The following is a 15987-nucleotide window of genomic DNA, read 5'->3' on the forward strand; positions in this document are numbered from 1 at the left end:
GACAGACCTGCGAGGAGCACATGCCCGACAGTGACAGCAAGCCCGGGCGCCACCGCGCCAAGGGCCGCCGCCGCAAGCCGAACGCCGGGCGCGGCAAGGCGCTGCGCGTCGTGGCGTGGAGCGCGGCGGGCATCGTCGTCCTCGGCGGCACCGGCCTCGGGTACGTGTACTTCAAGCTCAACGGCAACATCAAGAGCGTCGACATCAACCAGGCCCTGGGCGCCGACCGGCCCGACAACGTCGACAACGGCTCGCAGGACATCCTCGTGCTCGGCTCCGACAGCCGGGCCGGCAGCAACAAGAAGGCCGGCGGCGGCACCGATGACGGCAGCGCCCGCTCGGACACCGCGATGGTCGTCCACGTCTACAAGGGGCACAAGAAGGCGAGCATCGTCTCCATACCCCGGGACACCCTCATAGAGCGGCCGTCGTGCACCGACAAGGACGGCACCGAGCACCCGGCGCAGAACGACGTCATGTTCAACTCCGCCTACTCCACCGGCGGCGCGGCCTGCGCGGTCAAGACCGTCGAGTCGATGAGCGGCATCCGGATGGACCACTACGTAGAGGTCGACTTCAGCGGCTTCCAGGACCTGATCGACGACCTCGGCGGCGTCGAGGTGACGACCAGCAAGGCGATCGACGACCCCGACAGCCACCTCCAGCTCGACGCGGGCACCCACAAGCTCGACGGCAAGCAGGCACTCGGTCTCGTACGGACCCGGCACGGCGTCGGCGACGGCAGTGACCTGGGCCGGATCCAGCTCCAGCAGGCGTTCATGAAGGCCCTGATGGACCAGATCAAGCACGTCGGCGTCTTCAGCAACCCCAAGAAGCTGTACGACCTCGCGGACACGGCCACGAAGTCCGTGACGACCGACTCCGACCTGGCCTCCGTCAAGGACCTGACCTCGTTCGCGGGCGGGCTCAAGGGCATCGGCTCGAACGACATGAACATGGTGACGATGCCGGTGCAGTACGACACGGCCGACGCCAACCGCGTCCTGGTCGACCGGACCAAGTCCGACCAGGTCTGGAAGGCCCTGAAGTCCGACAAGGCGATCCCGAAGTCGGCCGGCGAGGGCACCGCTTCCGGCACCGCGGACGGCGTTCTCAAATAGCCGGTGAAGCAGGTTTGAAAGCCGCCGGGAATAGTTGAGGACCCACCCTGGTTTTGGGAGATGCGCCCAGTCCTGGCAGACTGGTCCGTCGGCTCCGGTTCACGCTCCCGCAATCCGCGTCAGCGACCCGGCGCCCTCCCGAACCTAGGAGACACCTTGAAGCGCGACATCCACCCCGAGTACACCGAGACCCAGGTCAGCTGCACCTGCGGCGCGGAATTCACCACTCGTAGCACCATCGACTCCGGCACCATCCGTGCCGAGGTCTGCTCCGAGTGCCACCCGTTCTACACGGGCAAGCAGAAGATCCTCGACACCGGTGGCCGTGTGGCCCGCTTCGAGGCCCGCTTCGGCAAGGCTGCGGCTGCCAACAAGTAGCGAGGCTCCAGCGCCGGTCTCCGGTGCCCCGATCGCAGGGGCACCGGGACCGGCGCTTTGCGATGCAGCCCCCCCTTTTGACCCCCGTACCCGCAGGAGCCGGAGATGTTCGAGGCCGTCGAGGACCTCATCGGTGAGCACGCCGATCTGGAACAGAAGCTCGCGGACCCGTCGGTCCACGCCGACCAGGCCAACGCGCGCAAGCTGAACAAGCGCTACGCAGAGCTCACCCCGATCGTCGCGACGTACCGCTCCTGGAAGCAGACCGGCGACGACATCGAGACCGCACGTGAACTGGGCGCCGACGACCCGGACTTCGCGGCCGAGGTCAAGGAGCTCGAGAAGTCGCGCGAGGAGATCACCGAGAAGCTGCGGCTTCTGCTGGTGCCCCGCGACCCGTCCGACGACAAGGACGTGATCCTCGAGGTCAAGGCCGGCGCGGGTGGCGACGAGTCCGCGCTGTTCGCCGGTGACCTGCTGCGCATGTATCTGCGGTACGCCGAGCGCGTCGGCTGGAAGACCGAGATCATCGACGCCACCGAGTCGGAGCTGGGCGGCTACAAGGACGTCCAGGTCGCCGTGAAGACCAAGGGCGGCAACGGCGCGACCGAGCCCGGCCAGGGCGTCTGGGCGCGGCTGAAGTACGAGGGCGGCGTGCACCGTGTGCAGCGCGTCCCGGCGACCGAGTCGCAGGGCCGTATCCACACCTCCGCGGCCGGTGTGCTGGTCACGCCCGAGGCCGAGGAGGTCGACGTCGAGATCAACATGAACGACCTGCGGATCGACGTCTACCGCTCCTCCGGGCCCGGCGGCCAGTCCGTCAACACGACCGACTCCGCGGTGCGCATCACGCACGTGCCCACCGGAGTCGTGGCCTCCTGCCAGAACGAGAAGAGCCAGCTGCAGAACAAGGAGCAGGCGATGCGTATTCTGCGCTCCAGGCTGCTCGCGGCGGCCCAGGAGGAAGCGGAGAGCAAAGCCGCGGACGCCCGCCGCAGCCAGGTCCGCACCGTCGACCGCTCCGAGAAGATCCGTACGTACAACTTCCCGGAGAACCGCATCTCGGACCACCGTGTCGGTTTCAAGGCGTACAACTTGGACCAGGTGCTCGACGGTGATCTCGACGCCATGATCCAGGCGTGCGTCGACGCGGACTCGGCCGCCAAGCTCGCCGCCGCGTAAGCACGGGCAGGCGCGCGTCAGCCCGTACGGCCCGTAAGACAGCTCGGAGGACCAGCGTGCAGCAACATCTTGGGGGGCGGCCCCCGAACCCCCGCAGCGTGCTGCTCGCGGAAGTGGCGCAGGCCACCCAGCGTCTCGCCGACGCGGGCGTGCCCTCGCCGCGCAACGACGCCGAGGAGCTCGCCGCCTTCGTGCACGGCGTGAAGCGGGGCGAGCTGCACACCGTCAAGGACGCGGACTTCGACGCCCGGTACTGGGAGGTGACCGCGCGCCGCGAGGCCCGCGAGCCGCTCCAGCACATCACAGGGCGCGCGTACTTCCGCTACCTGGAGCTCCAGGTCGGGCCCGGCGTCTTCGTGCCGCGCCCGGAGACCGAGTCGGTCGTCGGATGGGCCATAGACGCCGTACGCGCCATGGACGTCGTCGAGCCGCTCATCGTCGACCTGTGCACCGGCTCCGGCGCCATCGCGCTCGCGCTCGCCCAGGAGGTCCCGCGCTCGCGTGTACACGCCGTGGAGCTGTCCGAGGACGCCCTGAAGTGGACGCGGAAGAACGTCGAGGGGTCCAGGGTCGACCTGCGCCAGGGAGACGCCCTGGAGGCCTTCCCCGACCTCGACGGACAGGTCGACCTCGTCGTCTCGAACCCGCCCTACATCCCGCTCACCGAGTGGGAGTACGTGGCTCCCGAGGCCCGCGACCACGACCCGGACATGGCGCTGTTCTCCGGCGAGGACGGCCTCGACCTGATCCGCGGCATCGAGCGCACCGCCCACCGTCTGCTGCGCCCCGGCGGCGTCGTCGTCATCGAGCACGCGGACACGCAGGGCGGCCTGGTGCCGTGGATCTTCACCGAGGAGCGGGGCTGGGCGGACGCCGCCGATCACCCCGACCTGAACAACCGGCCGCGGTTCGCGACCGCCCGCAAGGCGATGCCGTGACCCACACCGCGCTTCACCACATCGAGCACAACGCAGAGCAGTACGCAGAGCAGTACGCAGAGCTGGAGGCCCGCTAAATGGCACGGCGTTACGACACCAACGACGCGACCGACCGCGCTACCGGTCTGCGTGAAGCCGCCTCCGCCGTTCGTCGCGGTGAGCTCGTCGTGCTGCCCACCGACACCGTCTACGGCATCGGCGCCGACGCGTTCGCGGCCGAGGCGGTCGGTGACCTCCTGGAGGCCAAGGGCCGTGGCCGCAACATGCCGAGCCCCGTCCTCATCGGCTCCCCGAACACGCTGCACGGCCTCGTCACGGACTTCTCCGAGATGGCCTGGGAGCTCGTCGACGCGTTCTGGCCCGGTGCCCTGACGATCGTCGCCAAGCACCAGCCGTCCCTCCAGTGGGACCTGGGCGAGACCCGCGGCACCGTCGCCGTCCGCATGCCGCTGCACCCGGTCGCCATCGAACTGCTCACCGAGGTCGGCCCGATGGCCGTGTCCTCCGCCAACCTCACGGGCCACCGCGCTCCCGAGGACTGCGACGCCGCCCAGGAGATGCTGGGCGACTCCGTCTCCGTCTACCTCGACGGCGGCCCCACCCCCGGCATCGTCCCTTCGTCGATCGTCGACGTCACCGGCAAGGTCCCGGTGCTGTTGCGCGCCGGTGCGCTCACCGCCGACGAACTGCGCAAGGTCGTACCCGACCTCGAGGTGGCGAATTGACAGCCCCTGAGACGGGGCGTGGCATAGGCACCGACTACGGGGCGCTCTCGCTCCCCGGCGACTCCTTCCGCATCCTCCACGTCAGCACCGGCAACGTGTGCCGCTCGCCGATCACCGAGCGGCTGACCCGGCACGCCCTCGCGGACCGGCTCGGCGACCCGCTGGCCGGCGGGCTCATCGTGGAGAGCGCGGGCACCTGGGGCCACGAGGGAGCCCCGATGGAGGCCAACGCGGAGACGGTCCTCGCCGACTTCGGCGCGGACGCCTCCGGCTTCGTCGGCCGCGAGCTCCTGGACGACCACGTCATAAGAGCCGACCTCGTGCTGACCGCGACCCGGGACCACCGCGCCCAGGTCATCTCCATGGGCCACAGCGCGGGCCTGCGCACGTTCACGCTGAAGGAGTTCACGCGGCTCGTGCAGGCCATAGACCCCGCGACCCTCCCCGACCCGCTGGAGAGCGGCGTGGTGCAGCGCGCACGGTCCCTGGTGCGGGCCGCGGCGGCGCTGCGCGGCTGGCTGCTCGCCCCGAGCGTCGAGGCGGACGAGGTGTACGACCCGTACGGCGCCCCGCTGCCCTTCTTCCGCTCGGTGGGCGGCGAGATCAACGAGGCCTTGGCGCCGGTGGTCCGCGCCCTGACGGGCGTGAAGTAGCCCGAACCAGCCCTCCGGGCGTTTCCACAATCAGCCCCTCCGGCGTTTCCACAACCAGCCCCTCCGGCGATTGAGGAGCGGGGTCCGGGGCGGAGCCCCGTGGCGGCACCCCCAGGCGCCCCGAGCCCCCCGGACCTACATTGGAAAGATGCCGGTCACGCCTCACCCCGCACCCCTTGCGGAGCTAACGCGCCAGGACCCCGAACTGGCCGAGATCATCCACGGCGAGGCGGCCCGCCAGGCCGACTCCCTCCAGCTGATCGCCGCGGAGAACTTCGTCTCGCCCGCGGTCCTCGAAGCCCTCGGCTCCCCCCTCGCGAACAAGTACGCGGAGGGCTACCCCGGCGCCCGCCACCACGGCGGCTGCGAACTCGTCGACGTGGCCGAGCGCATCGCGATCGACCGGGCGAAGGCCCTCTTCGGCGCCGAGCACGTCAACGTACAGGCGCACTCCGGCTCCTCGGCCGTGCTCGCCGCGTACGCGGTGCTGCTGCGCCCCGGCGACACCGTGCTCGCCATGGGCCTGCCGTCCGGCGGCCACCTCACGCACGGCTCACCGGCCAACTTCTCCGGCCGCTGGTTCGACTTCGTGCCGTACGGCGCCGACGCCGAGAGCGGGCTCATCGACTACGACGAGGTTCGTGCCGCCGCCCGCGCCCACCGCCCCAAGGCCATCGTGTGCGGCTCGATCTCCTACCCCCGGCACATCGACTACGCGGCCTTCCGCGCCATCGCCGACGAGGTGGGCGCCCACCTCATCGCCGACGCCGCGCACCCCATCGGGCTCGTCGCCGGGGGAGCGGCCCCGAACCCGGTCCCGTACGCCGACATCGTCTGCGCGACCACGCACAAGGTGCTGCGCGGCCCGCGCGGCGGCATGCTGCTGTGCGGCGCCGACCTCGCGGACCGGGTCGACCGGGCCGTCTTCCCGTTCACGCAGGGCGGCGCGCAGATGCACACGATCGCCGCGAAGGCCGTCGCGTTCGGCGAGGCGGCGACGGCCGCCTTCAGCGGGTACGCGCATCAGGTCGTCGCCAATGCGCGGGTGCTGGCCGCAGCGCTGGGCGCGCAGGGTTTCGCCGTCACCACGGGCGGCACCGACACCCACCTCGTCACCGTGGATTCGGCGCCGCTCGGCGTACTGGGCCAAGTGGCCCGCGGCCGTCTGGCCTCCGCCGGAATGGTCCTGGACACCTGCGCCCTGCCCCACGGAGACGGCCGCGGCCTGCGCCTGGGCACCGCCGCCGTCACCACACAAGGCATGACGGAGGCGGAGATGGCACGGATCGCCATGCTCTTCTCAGGTGTCGTACGCGGTGATCTCGACGCCCGCACGGTCCGCGAGGAGATCCGCGGACTCACCGCGAGATTTCCGCCGTACGCCGCCGGACAACGGGTAGGAGCCCCACCCGGAACACCCTCGCCCGGCACCGCGAGCGGGACCGCGAACGTCACCGCACGGTAACTCGTGCAACCATCGTCGCTACCCGGAAGTCTCCACTATCAAGCACGCGAAGCTAGGGTGTGGGGCTGAGATGGCCAGCGATACCTGTGGGGAAGCCCGTGCGTGAATACCTGCTGACGCTCTGCATCACGGCCGCGGTGACCTATCTGCTCACAGGCCCGGTGCGGAAGTTCGCGATTGTGGCCGGCGCGATGCCGGAGATCCGTGCGCGGGACGTGCACCGAGAACCCACACCGCGGCTCGGCGGTATCGCCATGTTCTTCGGCCTGTGCGCGGGCCTCCTGGTCGCCGACCACCTCACCAACCTGGACAAGGTCTTCGACTCGTCCAACGAGCCACGGGCGCTGCTCTCCGGAGCCGCGCTGATCTGGCTGATCGGTGTGCTGGACGACAAGTTCGAGATCGACGCGCTGATCAAGCTGGGCGGCCAGATGATCGCCGCCGGCGTCATGGTCATGCAGGGTCTGACGATCCTGTGGCTGCCGATCCCGGGGGTCGGCACGGTCGGCCTGACCCAGTGGCAGGGCACGCTGCTCACGGTGGCGCTCGTGGTGATCACCATCAACGCGGTGAACTTCGTCGACGGCCTCGACGGCCTCGCGGCGGGCATGGTGTGCATCGCAGCAGCGGCCTTCTTCCTCTACGCCTACCGGATCTGGTACGGCTACGGCATCGAGGCCGCGGCCCCCGCGACGCTCTTCGCGGCCATCCTCATGGGCATGTGCCTGGGCTTCCTGCCGCACAACATCCATCCGGCCCGGATCTTCATGGGCGACTCCGGCTCGATGCTCATCGGGCTCGTGCTGGCGGCCGGCGCCATCTCCATGACCGGGCAGATCGACCCGGACGCCCTCAAGCTGAACCTCGGCGGCAGTACGCGGGACACCACGCACGCGATGCTTCCGGTCTTCATCCCGCTCGTGATGCCGCTGACGATCATCGCGATCCCGTTCGCGGACCTCGTCCTCGCGATCGTGCGCCGCACCTGGAACGGGCAGTCGCCGTTCGCCGCCGACCGCGGCCACCTCCACCACCGGCTCCTGGAGATCGGGCACTCCCACAGCCGCGCGGTGCTGATCATGTACTTCTGGTCGGCGCTCATCGCCTTCGGCGCGGTCGCCTACTCCGTGCACTCCGCGTCCGGAATGTGGGTTGTGCTCACGATTGTCGCGCTGAGCTTCGTCGGCCTGGTGCTGCTCCTGCTCCCGCGCTTCACCCCGCACGCGCCGCGCTGGGCCCAGCACTTGGTGCCGCCGCGCTACCGCCGCCGCGCCGCGACGGAGGAGGCCGCGGAGGCGCACGAGACGCCCGAGGACGAGCAGGAGCCGGCCCCGGTGCCCGCAGGAGTCAACGGAGCGACAGCAATTGGCGCTCGTTCGCGTTTCACTGATCGGCGTAAAGCGGAGTCGTCACGCTGACGCGTGGCGGAAAACGCGGCAATACCAGACAAGTTGACCCGGCGAGTGCACAGACGCGCAGGTTCCCCCTCACGTGTGACGGTTGGCACACCTTCTAGGTAAAGACCGCATCAAATAGTTTGTGATACCGTTCACGAAACCCGGGGATAGAGCCGAAAGACCGTAGTGCGACGGTCCCTTGGCCCGAAGTTCAGTCTCGGCCCCGGACTACGCTCGTCCATGACGACACCCTGCCCCCATCAATAAGCGGAGCTGCCGCCATGCCGTCCAACGACGCACGGACCCTTCTCAAAACTGCCGTACCCACAGCTGCTGTTGGCGTGATCACCATCGTGGTCAGCGCCGCTGCGGCGGGTGGCAAGGGGGCCCTCGGTGCGCTTGTCGGGACGCTGGTGGCGATCGTTTTCATGGGGCTCGGACTCGTGGTTCTCGAGCGCACGGCCAAATCACTTCCGCACCTGTTCCAGATGATGGGCCTGATGCTCTACGCGGCCCAGTTGCTGCTCATGGTCATCTTCATGGCGCTCTTCAAGGACACGACACTCTTCAACCCGAGGGCGTTCGCGATCGCCCTCGTGGTCTCGACCCTCGCGTGGATCGCCGCGCAGACGCGCGCCCACATGAAGGCCAAGATCCTCTACGTCGAGCCCGACGCCCAGAAGGGCGACAAGCCCGAGAAGACGGGGCCGAAATCGTGAAGCGTAGGGGCGGGATAAGTGGGGGATCGCGACCCTGCTATCGTCCGGTGCCAACTGCGGCATCGCGGGCGCGGGCAACTGAGCTGACGCCTGCTGTAACGCGAGGCTCGATGCCCGACTGCCGCCCCCACATCCGTAACACCAGTCCCGTGCCGAACTGCGGCCGCGCGCCGCGCCGACACAACGAGGTTGCCGTACCTATGCGCCACGCTGAAGGAGCCCGCGGTGAGTGCTGACCCGACGCAGGTGCTCGCCTTCGAGACCGACTGCCACCTTTTTGATGGGTGTGGCTTCCCGGCTCCCGGCCTGCACTCGTTCCTGTTCGAGCCCCTCTGGGGCGACGCGGACAGCAACGTGTACTTCAACAAGACGATGCTCCTGGCGCTGCTCGGCTCGGTTGTCATCATCGGCTTCTTCTGGGCCGCCTTCGCCAAGCCGAAGATCGTCCCCGGCAAGCTCCAGATGATCGCGGAGGCGGGTTACGACTTCGTCCGCCGCGGCATCGTCTACGAGACGATGGGCAAGCGTGAGGGCGAGAAGTACGTCCCCTTCATGGTCTCGCTCTTCTTCTTCGTGTGGATGATGAACCTCTGGTCGATCATCCCCATCGCCCAGTTCCCGGTGACGGCGATCATTTCGTACCCGGCGGCCATCGCGGGCATCGTGTACGTGATGTGGGTGGCTCTCACCTTCAAGCGTCACGGCTTCGTCGGCGCCTTCAAGAACTTCACGGGTTACGACAAGTCGCTCGGCGCGGTGCTGCCCCTGTCGATGACGATCGAGTTCTTCTCGAACCTGCTCGTCCGGCCGTTCACGCACACCGTGCGACTCTTCGCGAACATGTTCGCGGGTCACACCCTGCTGCTGCTCTTCACGATCGCCAGCTGGTACATGCTCAACGGCATCGGCATCGCGTACTCGGCCGTCTCGTTCGTGATGGTCATCGTCATGACCGCCTTCGAGCTGTTCATCCAGGCCGTCCAGGCCTACGTGTTCGTGCTTCTGGCGTGCAGCTACCTTTCGGGCGCGATGGCCGAAGGCCACTGAGTCCGTACCTGCACCACATTCCATAGACATCCGGTGGCCAACCCCCACCGGTACTTGAAAGAGAAGGAAGAACCGGCATGTCCGCTCTCGCGCAGACCCTCGCCGCTGGCGTCGAAATCAAGGGCAACCTCGGCTCGATCGGTTACGGCCTTGCGGCCATCGGCCCGGGCGTCGGCGTCGGCATCATCTTCGGTAACGGCACCCAGGCGCTCGCCCGTCAGCCCGAGGCTGCCGGTCTGATCCGCGCCAACCAGATTCTCGGCTTCGCCTTCTGTGAGGCGCTCGCCCTCATCGGTCTGGTCATGCCGTTCGTCTACCCGACCTCCTCCTGACCCAGACGTCGGACCGCCCCTTTCGACGAAAGGCATTGATATGAGCCCCCTGGTTCAGCTGGCGGCTGAAGAGGCTGAGAACCCTCTGATCCCGCCGATCCCAGAGCTCGTGATCGGCCTGATCGCCTTCGTCATCGTCTTCGGCTTCCTCGCCAAGAAGCTCCTCCCGAACATCAGCAAGGTTCTGGACGAGCGCCGCGAGGCCATCGAAGGCGGTATCGAGAAGGCCGAGGCCGCTCAGACCGAAGCCCAGAGCGTGCTCGAGCAGTACAAGGCTCAGCTCGCCGAGGCCCGGCACGAGGCCGCGCGGCTGCGCCAGGAGGCGCAGGAGCAGGGCGCCACGCTCATCGCTGAGATGCGCGCGGAAGGCCAGCGGCAGCGTGAGGACATCATCGCCGCAGGCCACAGCCAGATCGAGGCCGACCGCAAGGCCGCCGCTCAGGCGCTGCGTCAGGACGTCGGCCAGCTGGCCACCGACCTGGCCGGCAAGCTGGTCGGCGAGTCCCTCGAGGACCACGCCCGGCAGTCGCGCACGATCGACCGCTTCCTCGATGGTCTCGACGAGACCGCGACGAAGGCAGAGGCTGCTCGATGACCGTCCACGGAGCGAGCCGCGAGGCCCTCGCCGCCGCGCGTGAGCGTCTTGACGCGCTGACCGACTCCACGTCGGTCGACGCCGAGGCGCTCGCCGGCGACCTGGCCGCGGTCACCGCGCTGCTGCACCGCGAGGTGTCGCTGCGTCGGGTCCTGACCGACCCGGCACAGGCCGGCGAAGCCAAGGCCGAGCTCGCGGGCCGACTGCTCGCCGGCCAGGTCAGCGGCGAAGCCGTCGACCTGGTGGCCGGTCTGGTCCGCTCCCGGTGGTCGGCATCGCGTGACCTGGTCGACTCCCTGGAGGAGCTGGCCAACCTCGCGGACCTGTCCGCGGCGCAGCAGAACGGCACACTCGACGACGTCGAGGACGAGCTGTTCCGCTTCGGGCGGATCGTCAGCTCCAACCCCGAGCTGCGCGCCGCACTCACCGACAAGAGCGCCTCGGCTTCGGCCCGCGGCACCCTGGTCAAGGAGCTTCTCGGCGGACGGGCCCGGCCCACCACCGAGCGACTCGTCGAGCGTCTTGTGACCGCGCCCCGGGGACGTAGCCTGGAAGCGGGACTCGAGTCCCTCTCCAAGCTCGCCGCCGATCGCCGGGAACGCATGGTGGCGATCGTCACCACCGCGGTGCCGCTGAGCGACCAGCAGAAGCAGCGCCTGGGCCAGTCCCTGGCGAAGCTCTACGGCCGCCAGATGCACCTGAACCTGGACGTGGACCCCTCGGTCCTCGGCGGGATCAAGGTGCAGGTGGGCGACGAGGTCATCAACGGCTCCATCGCGGACCGCATCGAGGAAGCCAGCCGCCGTATGGCCGGCTGACCCCTCAACCACGTACAACCTACGGCCCTAGTTGGGCCGTGCAGAGGATTCCTGGGGGCTGACCCCAGACCACCCCCCAAGAACACTTCGGGCCCAACAAGGAGAGCAGGGAACCCAGATGGCGGAGCTCACGATCCGGCCGGAGGAGATCCGGGACGCGCTGGAGAACTTTGTCCAGGCGTACAAGCCGGACGCGGCCTCGCGCGAGGAGGTCGGTACGGTCACCGTGGCCGGCGACGGCATTGCCAAGGTGGAGGGCCTGCCCTCCGCCATGGCGAACGAGCTGCTGAAGTTCGAGGACGGCACCCTGGGTCTCGCCCTCAACCTCGAGGAGCGCGAGATCGGCGCCGTCGTCCTCGGCGAGTTCAGCGGTATCGAGGAGGGCCAGCCGGTGCAGCGCACCGGTGAGGTCCTGTCCGTCGGCGTCGGCGAGGGCTACCTCGGCCGCGTCGTCGACCCGCTCGGCAACCCGATCGACGGCCTCGGCGAGATCGAGACCAGCGGCCGACGCGCCCTTGAGCTGCAGGCTCCGGGCGTCATGGCCCGTAAGTCGGTGCACGAGCCGATGGAGACGGGCTACAAGGCCGTCGACGCGATGACCCCGATCGGCCGTGGCCAGCGTCAGCTGATCATCGGTGACCGCCAGACCGGCAAGACCGCCCTGGCTGTCGACACGATCATCAACCAGCGTGACAACTGGCGCACCGGCGACCCGTCGAAGCAGGTTCGCTGCGTCTACGTCGCCATCGGTCAGAAGGGCTCCACCATCGCCTCCGTGCGTGGTGCCCTGGAAGAGGCCGGCGCGCTGGAGTACACGACCATCGTCGCCGCTCCGGCGTCCGACCCGGCCGGCTTCAAGTACCTGGCGCCGTACACCGGTTCGGCCATCGGTCAGCAGTGGATGTACGAGGGCAAGCACGTCCTCATCATCTTCGACGACCTCTCGAAGCAGGCCGACGCCTACCGCGCCGTGTCCCTGCTGCTCCGTCGCCCGCCGGGGCGCGAGGCCTACCCGGGTGACGTCTTCTACCTGCACTCCCGTCTCCTCGAGCGCTGCGCGAAGCTCTCGGACGAGCTGGGCGCCGGTTCGATGACGGGTCTGCCGATCGTCGAGACGAAGGCGAACGACGTTTCGGCGTTCATTCCGACCAACGTCATCTCCATCACCGACGGTCAGTGCTTCCTGGAGTCCGACCTGTTCAACGCCGGTCAGCGCCCCGCGCTGAACGTCGGTATCTCGGTCTCCCGTGTGGGTGGTTCCGCCCAGCACAAGGCGATGCGACAGGTCTCCGGCCGACTCCGTCTCGACCTGGCCCAGTACCGCGAGCTGGAGGCGTTCGCCGCCTTCGGTTCCGACCTGGACGCCGCGTCGAAGTCGCAGCTGGAGCGTGGTCAGCGTCTGGTCGAGCTGCTGAAGCAGGCTCAGTACCAGCCGATGGCCACCGAGGACCAGGTCGTCTCCATCTGGGCCGGTACCAACGGCAAGATGGACGAGGTCCCGGTCGCCGACATCCGCCGCTTCGAGCGCGAGCTGCTCGAGCACCTGCACCGCAAGGAGCAGGGGCTGATGACCTCCATCAAGGAGGGCGCCAAGATGTCGAAGGACACCATCCAGGCCATCGACGACGCGGTCGCGGAGTTCAAGAAGCAGTTCGAGACCTCGGACGGGAAGCTTCTCGGCGAGGACGCTCCGGCCGCCGCCGGCAAGTGACGACGGAAGGGACCTGACTCATGGGAGCCCAGCTCCGGGTCTACAAGCGTCGCATCCGATCCGTCACCGCGACCAAGAAGATCACCAAGGCGATGGAGATGATCGCCGCCTCGCGTGTCGTCAAGGCGCAGCGCAAGGTGGCGGCCTCCACGCCGTACGCGACCGAGCTCACGCGCGCGGTCACGGCGGTGGGGACCGGGTCGACCACCAAGCACCCGCTGACGACCGAGGCCGAGACGGCGACCCGTGCCGCGGTGCTGCTCCTCACGAGCGACCGCGGCCTGGCCGGCGCCTTCAACTCCAACGCGATCAAGGCCGCCGAGAAGCTGACGGCGCGCCTCGAGGCCGAGGGCAAGGAGGTCGACACGTACATCGTCGGCCGCCGCGGTCTGGCCCACTACAACTTCCGCGAGCGCAAGGTCGCGGAGTCGTGGTCGGGCTTCACCGACGAGCCCACGTACGCGGACGCCAAGAAGGTCGCGGGTCCGCTGATCGAGGCCATCGAGAAGGAGACGGCGGACGGCGGCGTGGATGAACTCCACATCGTCTACACCGAGTTCGTCTCGATGATGACGCAGACGGCGGTCGACGGCCGCCTGCTGCCGCTCAGCCTCGAAGAGGTGGCGGAGGAGTCCACGTCCAAGGACGAGATCCTTCCGCTGTACGACTTCGAGCCGTCGGCGGAGGACGTCCTCGACGCCCTGCTGCCGCGCTACGTCGAGAGCCGTATCTACAACGCGCTGCTCCAGTCGGCTGCCTCCAAGCACGCCGCCACGCGCCGCGCGATGAAGTCGGCGACCGACAACGCGGGAGATCTGATCAACACGCTCTCCCGACTTGCCAACGCGGCCCGCCAGGCCGAAATCACCCAGGAAATCAGCGAGATCGTCGGTGGCGCCAGCGCCCTGGCCGACGCGACCGCGGGGAGTGACAAGTAATGACGACCACAGTTGAGACCGCGACGGCCACGGGCCGCGTCGCCCGGGTCATCGGCCCGGTCGTCGACGTGGAGTTCCCCGTCGACGCGATGCCGGACATCTACAACGCCCTGCACGTCGAGGTCAACGACCCGGCGCAGGACGGCCAGCAGAAGACCCTGACGCTCGAGGTCGCCCAGCACCTCGGTGACGGTCTGGTCCGCGCCATCTCCATGCAGCCCACCGACGGTCTGGTCCGCCAGGCCGCGGTGACCGACACCGGTGCCTCCATCACCGTCCCCGTCGGTGACTTCACCAAGGGCAAGGTGTTCAACACCCTCGGCGAGGTCCTGAACACCGACGAGCAGTACACGGGCGAGCGCTGGGGCATCCACCGCAAGGCTCCGAACTTCGACGAGCTCGAGTCGAAGACCGAGATGTTCGAGACCGGCGTCAAGGTCATCGACCTCCTCACCCCGTACGTCAAGGGTGGAAAGATCGGTCTGTTCGGTGGTGCCGGCGTCGGCAAGACGGTGCTCATCCAGGAGATGATCTACCGCGTCGCCAACAACCACGACGGTGTCTCCGTGTTCGCCGGTGTCGGCGAGCGCACGCGTGAGGGCAACGACCTCATCGAGGAGATGAGCGAGTCCGGCGTCATCGACAAGACCGCGTTGGTCTTCGGTCAGATGGACGAGCCGCCGGGCACGCGTCTGCGGGTGGCCCTCGCGGGTCTGACCATGGCGGAGTACTTCCGCGATGTGCAGAAGCAGGACGTGCTGTTCTTCATCGACAACATCTTCCGCTTCACGCAGGCCGGTTCCGAGGTCTCGACCCTGCTGGGTCGTATGCCCTCGGCCGTGGGTTACCAGCCGAACCTGGCCGACGAGATGGGTCTCCTCCAGGAGCGCATCACGTCGACCCGTGGTCACTCGATCACGTCCATGCAGGCCATTTACGTGCCCGCGGACGACCTGACCGACCCGGCCCCGGCGACGACCTTCGCCCACCTCGACGCGACGACGGTGCTTTCCCGTCCGATCTCCGAGAAGGGCATCTACCCGGCCGTGGACCCGCTGGACTCCACGTCCCGCATCCTGGACCCGCGGTACATCGCGGCGGACCACTACAACACCGCCATGCGCGTCAAGACGGTGCTGCAGAAGTACAAGGACCTCCAGGACATCATCGCGATCCTCGGTATCGACGAGCTCGGCGAGGAGGACAAGCTCACTGTCCACCGCGCCCGTCGCGTGGAGCGCTTCCTGTCGCAGAACACCCACGTCGCCAAGCAGTTCACCGGCGTCGACGGGTCGGACGTGCCGCTGGACGAGTCGATCGTGGCCTTCAACGCGATCATCGACGGTGAGTACGACCACTTCCCGGAGCAGGCGTTCTTCCTGTGCGGTGGCATTGAGGACCTCAAGGCCAACGCCAAGGAGCTCGGCGTCTCCTGAAGTTCTTGATCCTGAAGTCTTGACATTCCGTCTGTGACTTCGTGACGGGGGGCGGGTGCCCCGCCCCCCGTCGTACGCCCACTAGACTTTGACCCAACACCCGGCAGCGAGTGCCGCCGGGTGGTGACCCGAGGAGCCCACCTTGGCTGCTGAGCTGCACGTCGAGCTCGTCGCCGCGGACCGCAGTGTCTGGTCCGGCGAGGCCACCCTGGTCGTCGCGCGCACCGCGTCCGGCGACATCGGCGTCATGCCCGGTCACCAGCCGCTGCTCGGTGTGCTGGAGTCGGGCCCGGTGACGATCCGGACGAGCGAGGGTGGAACGGTCGTGGCGGCTGTCCACGGCGGCTTCATCTCGTTCGCGGACAACAAGCTGTCGCTGCTGGCCGAGATCGCCGAGCTGTCGGACGAGATCGATGTCCAGCGTACGGAGCGGGAGCTCGAGCGCGCGAAGGCGGAGGGCGATGCCTCTGCCGAGCGTCGCGCGGACGTCCGACTGCGTGCGGTGGCGGCCCGCTGACCCCAGCGAGCCCGA

General features: G+C 68.4%; 17 protein-coding genes. All 17 read left to right on the forward strand.

Features of this window, described 5'->3' with window-relative positions; all coding sequences use genetic code 11:
- Positions 1–20: 20 nt before the first annotated feature.
- The 17 genes from ACIREE_RS02670 to ACIREE_RS02750 all read left to right on the forward strand — a co-directional run bounded on the left by ACIREE_RS02670 (position 21) and on the right by ACIREE_RS02750 (position 15972).
- Positions 21–1121, forward strand: a complete 1101-nt coding sequence (locus ACIREE_RS02670) for an LCP family protein (RefSeq protein WP_404145126.1) — start codon at positions 21–23, stop codon at positions 1119–1121.
- A gap of 156 nt (positions 1122–1277) precedes the next feature.
- Complete coding sequence (rpmE, locus tag ACIREE_RS02675; protein ID WP_404145128.1) at positions 1278–1499, forward strand: 50S ribosomal protein L31; 222 nt, start codon at positions 1278–1280, stop codon at positions 1497–1499.
- Positions 1500–1604: 105 nt separating this feature from the next.
- Positions 1605–2681 carry a peptide chain release factor 1 gene (gene prfA, locus ACIREE_RS02680; protein ID WP_404145130.1) on the forward strand — a complete coding sequence of 359 codons (1077 nt, stop codon included), beginning with the start codon at positions 1605–1607 and terminating at the stop codon, positions 2679–2681.
- 98 nt (positions 2682–2779) lie between these two features.
- Positions 2780–3619: a peptide chain release factor N(5)-glutamine methyltransferase gene (gene prmC, locus ACIREE_RS02685; protein WP_404145342.1), complete on the forward strand. Its 840-nt coding sequence runs from the start codon at positions 2780–2782 to the stop codon at positions 3617–3619.
- Positions 3620–3696: 77 nt separating this feature from the next.
- Positions 3697–4344 carry an L-threonylcarbamoyladenylate synthase gene (locus ACIREE_RS02690; RefSeq protein ID WP_363195937.1) on the forward strand — a complete coding sequence of 216 codons (648 nt, stop codon included), beginning with the start codon at positions 3697–3699 and terminating at the stop codon, positions 4342–4344.
- Complete coding sequence (locus ACIREE_RS02695) at positions 4341–4997, forward strand: protein-tyrosine-phosphatase (protein ID WP_404145132.1); 657 nt, start codon at positions 4341–4343, stop codon at positions 4995–4997. Before ACIREE_RS02690 ends, ACIREE_RS02695 begins: the two co-directional genes overlap by 4 nt.
- A 148-nt stretch (positions 4998–5145) precedes the next feature.
- A complete protein-coding gene (gene glyA / locus ACIREE_RS02700) occupies positions 5146–6462 on the forward strand; it encodes a serine hydroxymethyltransferase (protein WP_404145133.1) in 1317 nt (438 codons plus the stop codon).
- Positions 6463–6560: 98 nt separating this feature from the next.
- Positions 6561–7880 (forward strand): MraY family glycosyltransferase, encoded by a 1320-nt coding sequence (locus ACIREE_RS02705; protein WP_404145135.1) that lies wholly within the window; start codon positions 6561–6563, stop codon positions 7878–7880.
- A 260-nt stretch (positions 7881–8140) separates the two neighbouring features.
- On the forward strand, positions 8141–8578 hold the full coding sequence (locus tag ACIREE_RS02710) for a hypothetical protein (protein ID WP_404145136.1): 438 nt from the start codon (positions 8141–8143) through the stop codon (positions 8576–8578).
- 225 nt (positions 8579–8803) lie between these two features.
- Positions 8804–9625 (forward strand): F0F1 ATP synthase subunit A, encoded by an 822-nt coding sequence (atpB, locus tag ACIREE_RS02715; protein WP_404145138.1) that lies wholly within the window; start codon positions 8804–8806, stop codon positions 9623–9625.
- A 77-nt stretch (positions 9626–9702) separates the two neighbouring features.
- On the forward strand, positions 9703–9957 hold the full coding sequence (locus tag ACIREE_RS02720; protein WP_404145139.1) for a F0F1 ATP synthase subunit C: 255 nt from the start codon (positions 9703–9705) through the stop codon (positions 9955–9957).
- 40 nt (positions 9958–9997) lie between these two features.
- Positions 9998–10552 (forward strand): F0F1 ATP synthase subunit B, encoded by a 555-nt coding sequence (locus tag ACIREE_RS02725; protein WP_404145141.1) that lies wholly within the window; start codon positions 9998–10000, stop codon positions 10550–10552.
- Positions 10549–11370: a F0F1 ATP synthase subunit delta gene (locus ACIREE_RS02730; RefSeq protein WP_404145143.1), complete on the forward strand. Its 822-nt coding sequence runs from the start codon at positions 10549–10551 to the stop codon at positions 11368–11370. Before ACIREE_RS02725 ends, ACIREE_RS02730 begins: the two co-directional genes overlap by 4 nt.
- Before the next feature lie 118 nt (positions 11371–11488).
- The gene (gene atpA / locus ACIREE_RS02735) at positions 11489–13081 is read left to right on the forward strand and encodes a F0F1 ATP synthase subunit alpha (RefSeq protein WP_404145145.1); all 1593 of its coding nucleotides are present in this window, start codon (positions 11489–11491) and stop codon (positions 13079–13081) included.
- 20 nt (positions 13082–13101) lie between these two features.
- Complete coding sequence (locus ACIREE_RS02740; RefSeq protein ID WP_404145147.1) at positions 13102–14019, forward strand: F0F1 ATP synthase subunit gamma; 918 nt, start codon at positions 13102–13104, stop codon at positions 14017–14019.
- On the forward strand, positions 14019–15455 hold the full coding sequence (gene atpD / locus ACIREE_RS02745) for a F0F1 ATP synthase subunit beta (protein WP_404145149.1): 1437 nt from the start codon (positions 14019–14021) through the stop codon (positions 15453–15455). The genes ACIREE_RS02740 and atpD overlap by 1 nt, the downstream gene beginning before the upstream one ends.
- A gap of 142 nt (positions 15456–15597) precedes the next feature.
- Positions 15598–15972 (forward strand): F0F1 ATP synthase subunit epsilon, encoded by a 375-nt coding sequence (locus ACIREE_RS02750; protein ID WP_404145151.1) that lies wholly within the window; start codon positions 15598–15600, stop codon positions 15970–15972.
- The last annotated feature ends 15 nt before the right edge of the window (positions 15973–15987 follow it).

Origin of the sequence: Streptomyces sp. NPDC102467 (genome assembly GCF_044765445.1) — a bacterium.
In the GTDB taxonomy this organism is placed as follows: Bacteria; Actinomycetota; Actinomycetes; order Streptomycetales; family Streptomycetaceae; genus Streptomyces.

Excerpts from the sequence above, each read along its gene's own strand:
- ACIREE_RS02670 (WP_404145126.1), top strand. The coding sequence starts at position 21 with ATGCCCGACAGTGACAGCAAGCCCGGGCGCCACCGCGCCAAGGGCCGC.
- prfA (WP_404145130.1), top strand. The coding sequence starts at position 1,605 with ATGTTCGAGGCCGTCGAGGACCTCATCGGTGAGCACGCCGATCTGGAA.
- ACIREE_RS02690 (WP_363195937.1), top strand. The coding sequence starts at position 3,697 with ATGGCACGGCGTTACGACACCAACGACGCGACCGACCGCGCTACCGGT.
- glyA (WP_404145133.1), top strand. The coding sequence starts at position 5,146 with ATGCCGGTCACGCCTCACCCCGCACCCCTTGCGGAGCTAACGCGCCAG.
- ACIREE_RS02710 (WP_404145136.1), top strand. The coding sequence starts at position 8,141 with ATGCCGTCCAACGACGCACGGACCCTTCTCAAAACTGCCGTACCCACA.
- ACIREE_RS02720 (WP_404145139.1), top strand. The coding sequence starts at position 9,703 with ATGTCCGCTCTCGCGCAGACCCTCGCCGCTGGCGTCGAAATCAAGGGC.
- ACIREE_RS02725 (WP_404145141.1), top strand. The coding sequence starts at position 9,998 with ATGAGCCCCCTGGTTCAGCTGGCGGCTGAAGAGGCTGAGAACCCTCTG.
- ACIREE_RS02730 (WP_404145143.1), top strand. The coding sequence starts at position 10,549 with ATGACCGTCCACGGAGCGAGCCGCGAGGCCCTCGCCGCCGCGCGTGAG.
- atpA (WP_404145145.1), top strand. The coding sequence starts at position 11,489 with ATGGCGGAGCTCACGATCCGGCCGGAGGAGATCCGGGACGCGCTGGAG.
- ACIREE_RS02740 (WP_404145147.1), top strand. The coding sequence starts at position 13,102 with ATGGGAGCCCAGCTCCGGGTCTACAAGCGTCGCATCCGATCCGTCACC.
- atpD (WP_404145149.1), top strand. The coding sequence starts at position 14,019 with ATGACGACCACAGTTGAGACCGCGACGGCCACGGGCCGCGTCGCCCGG.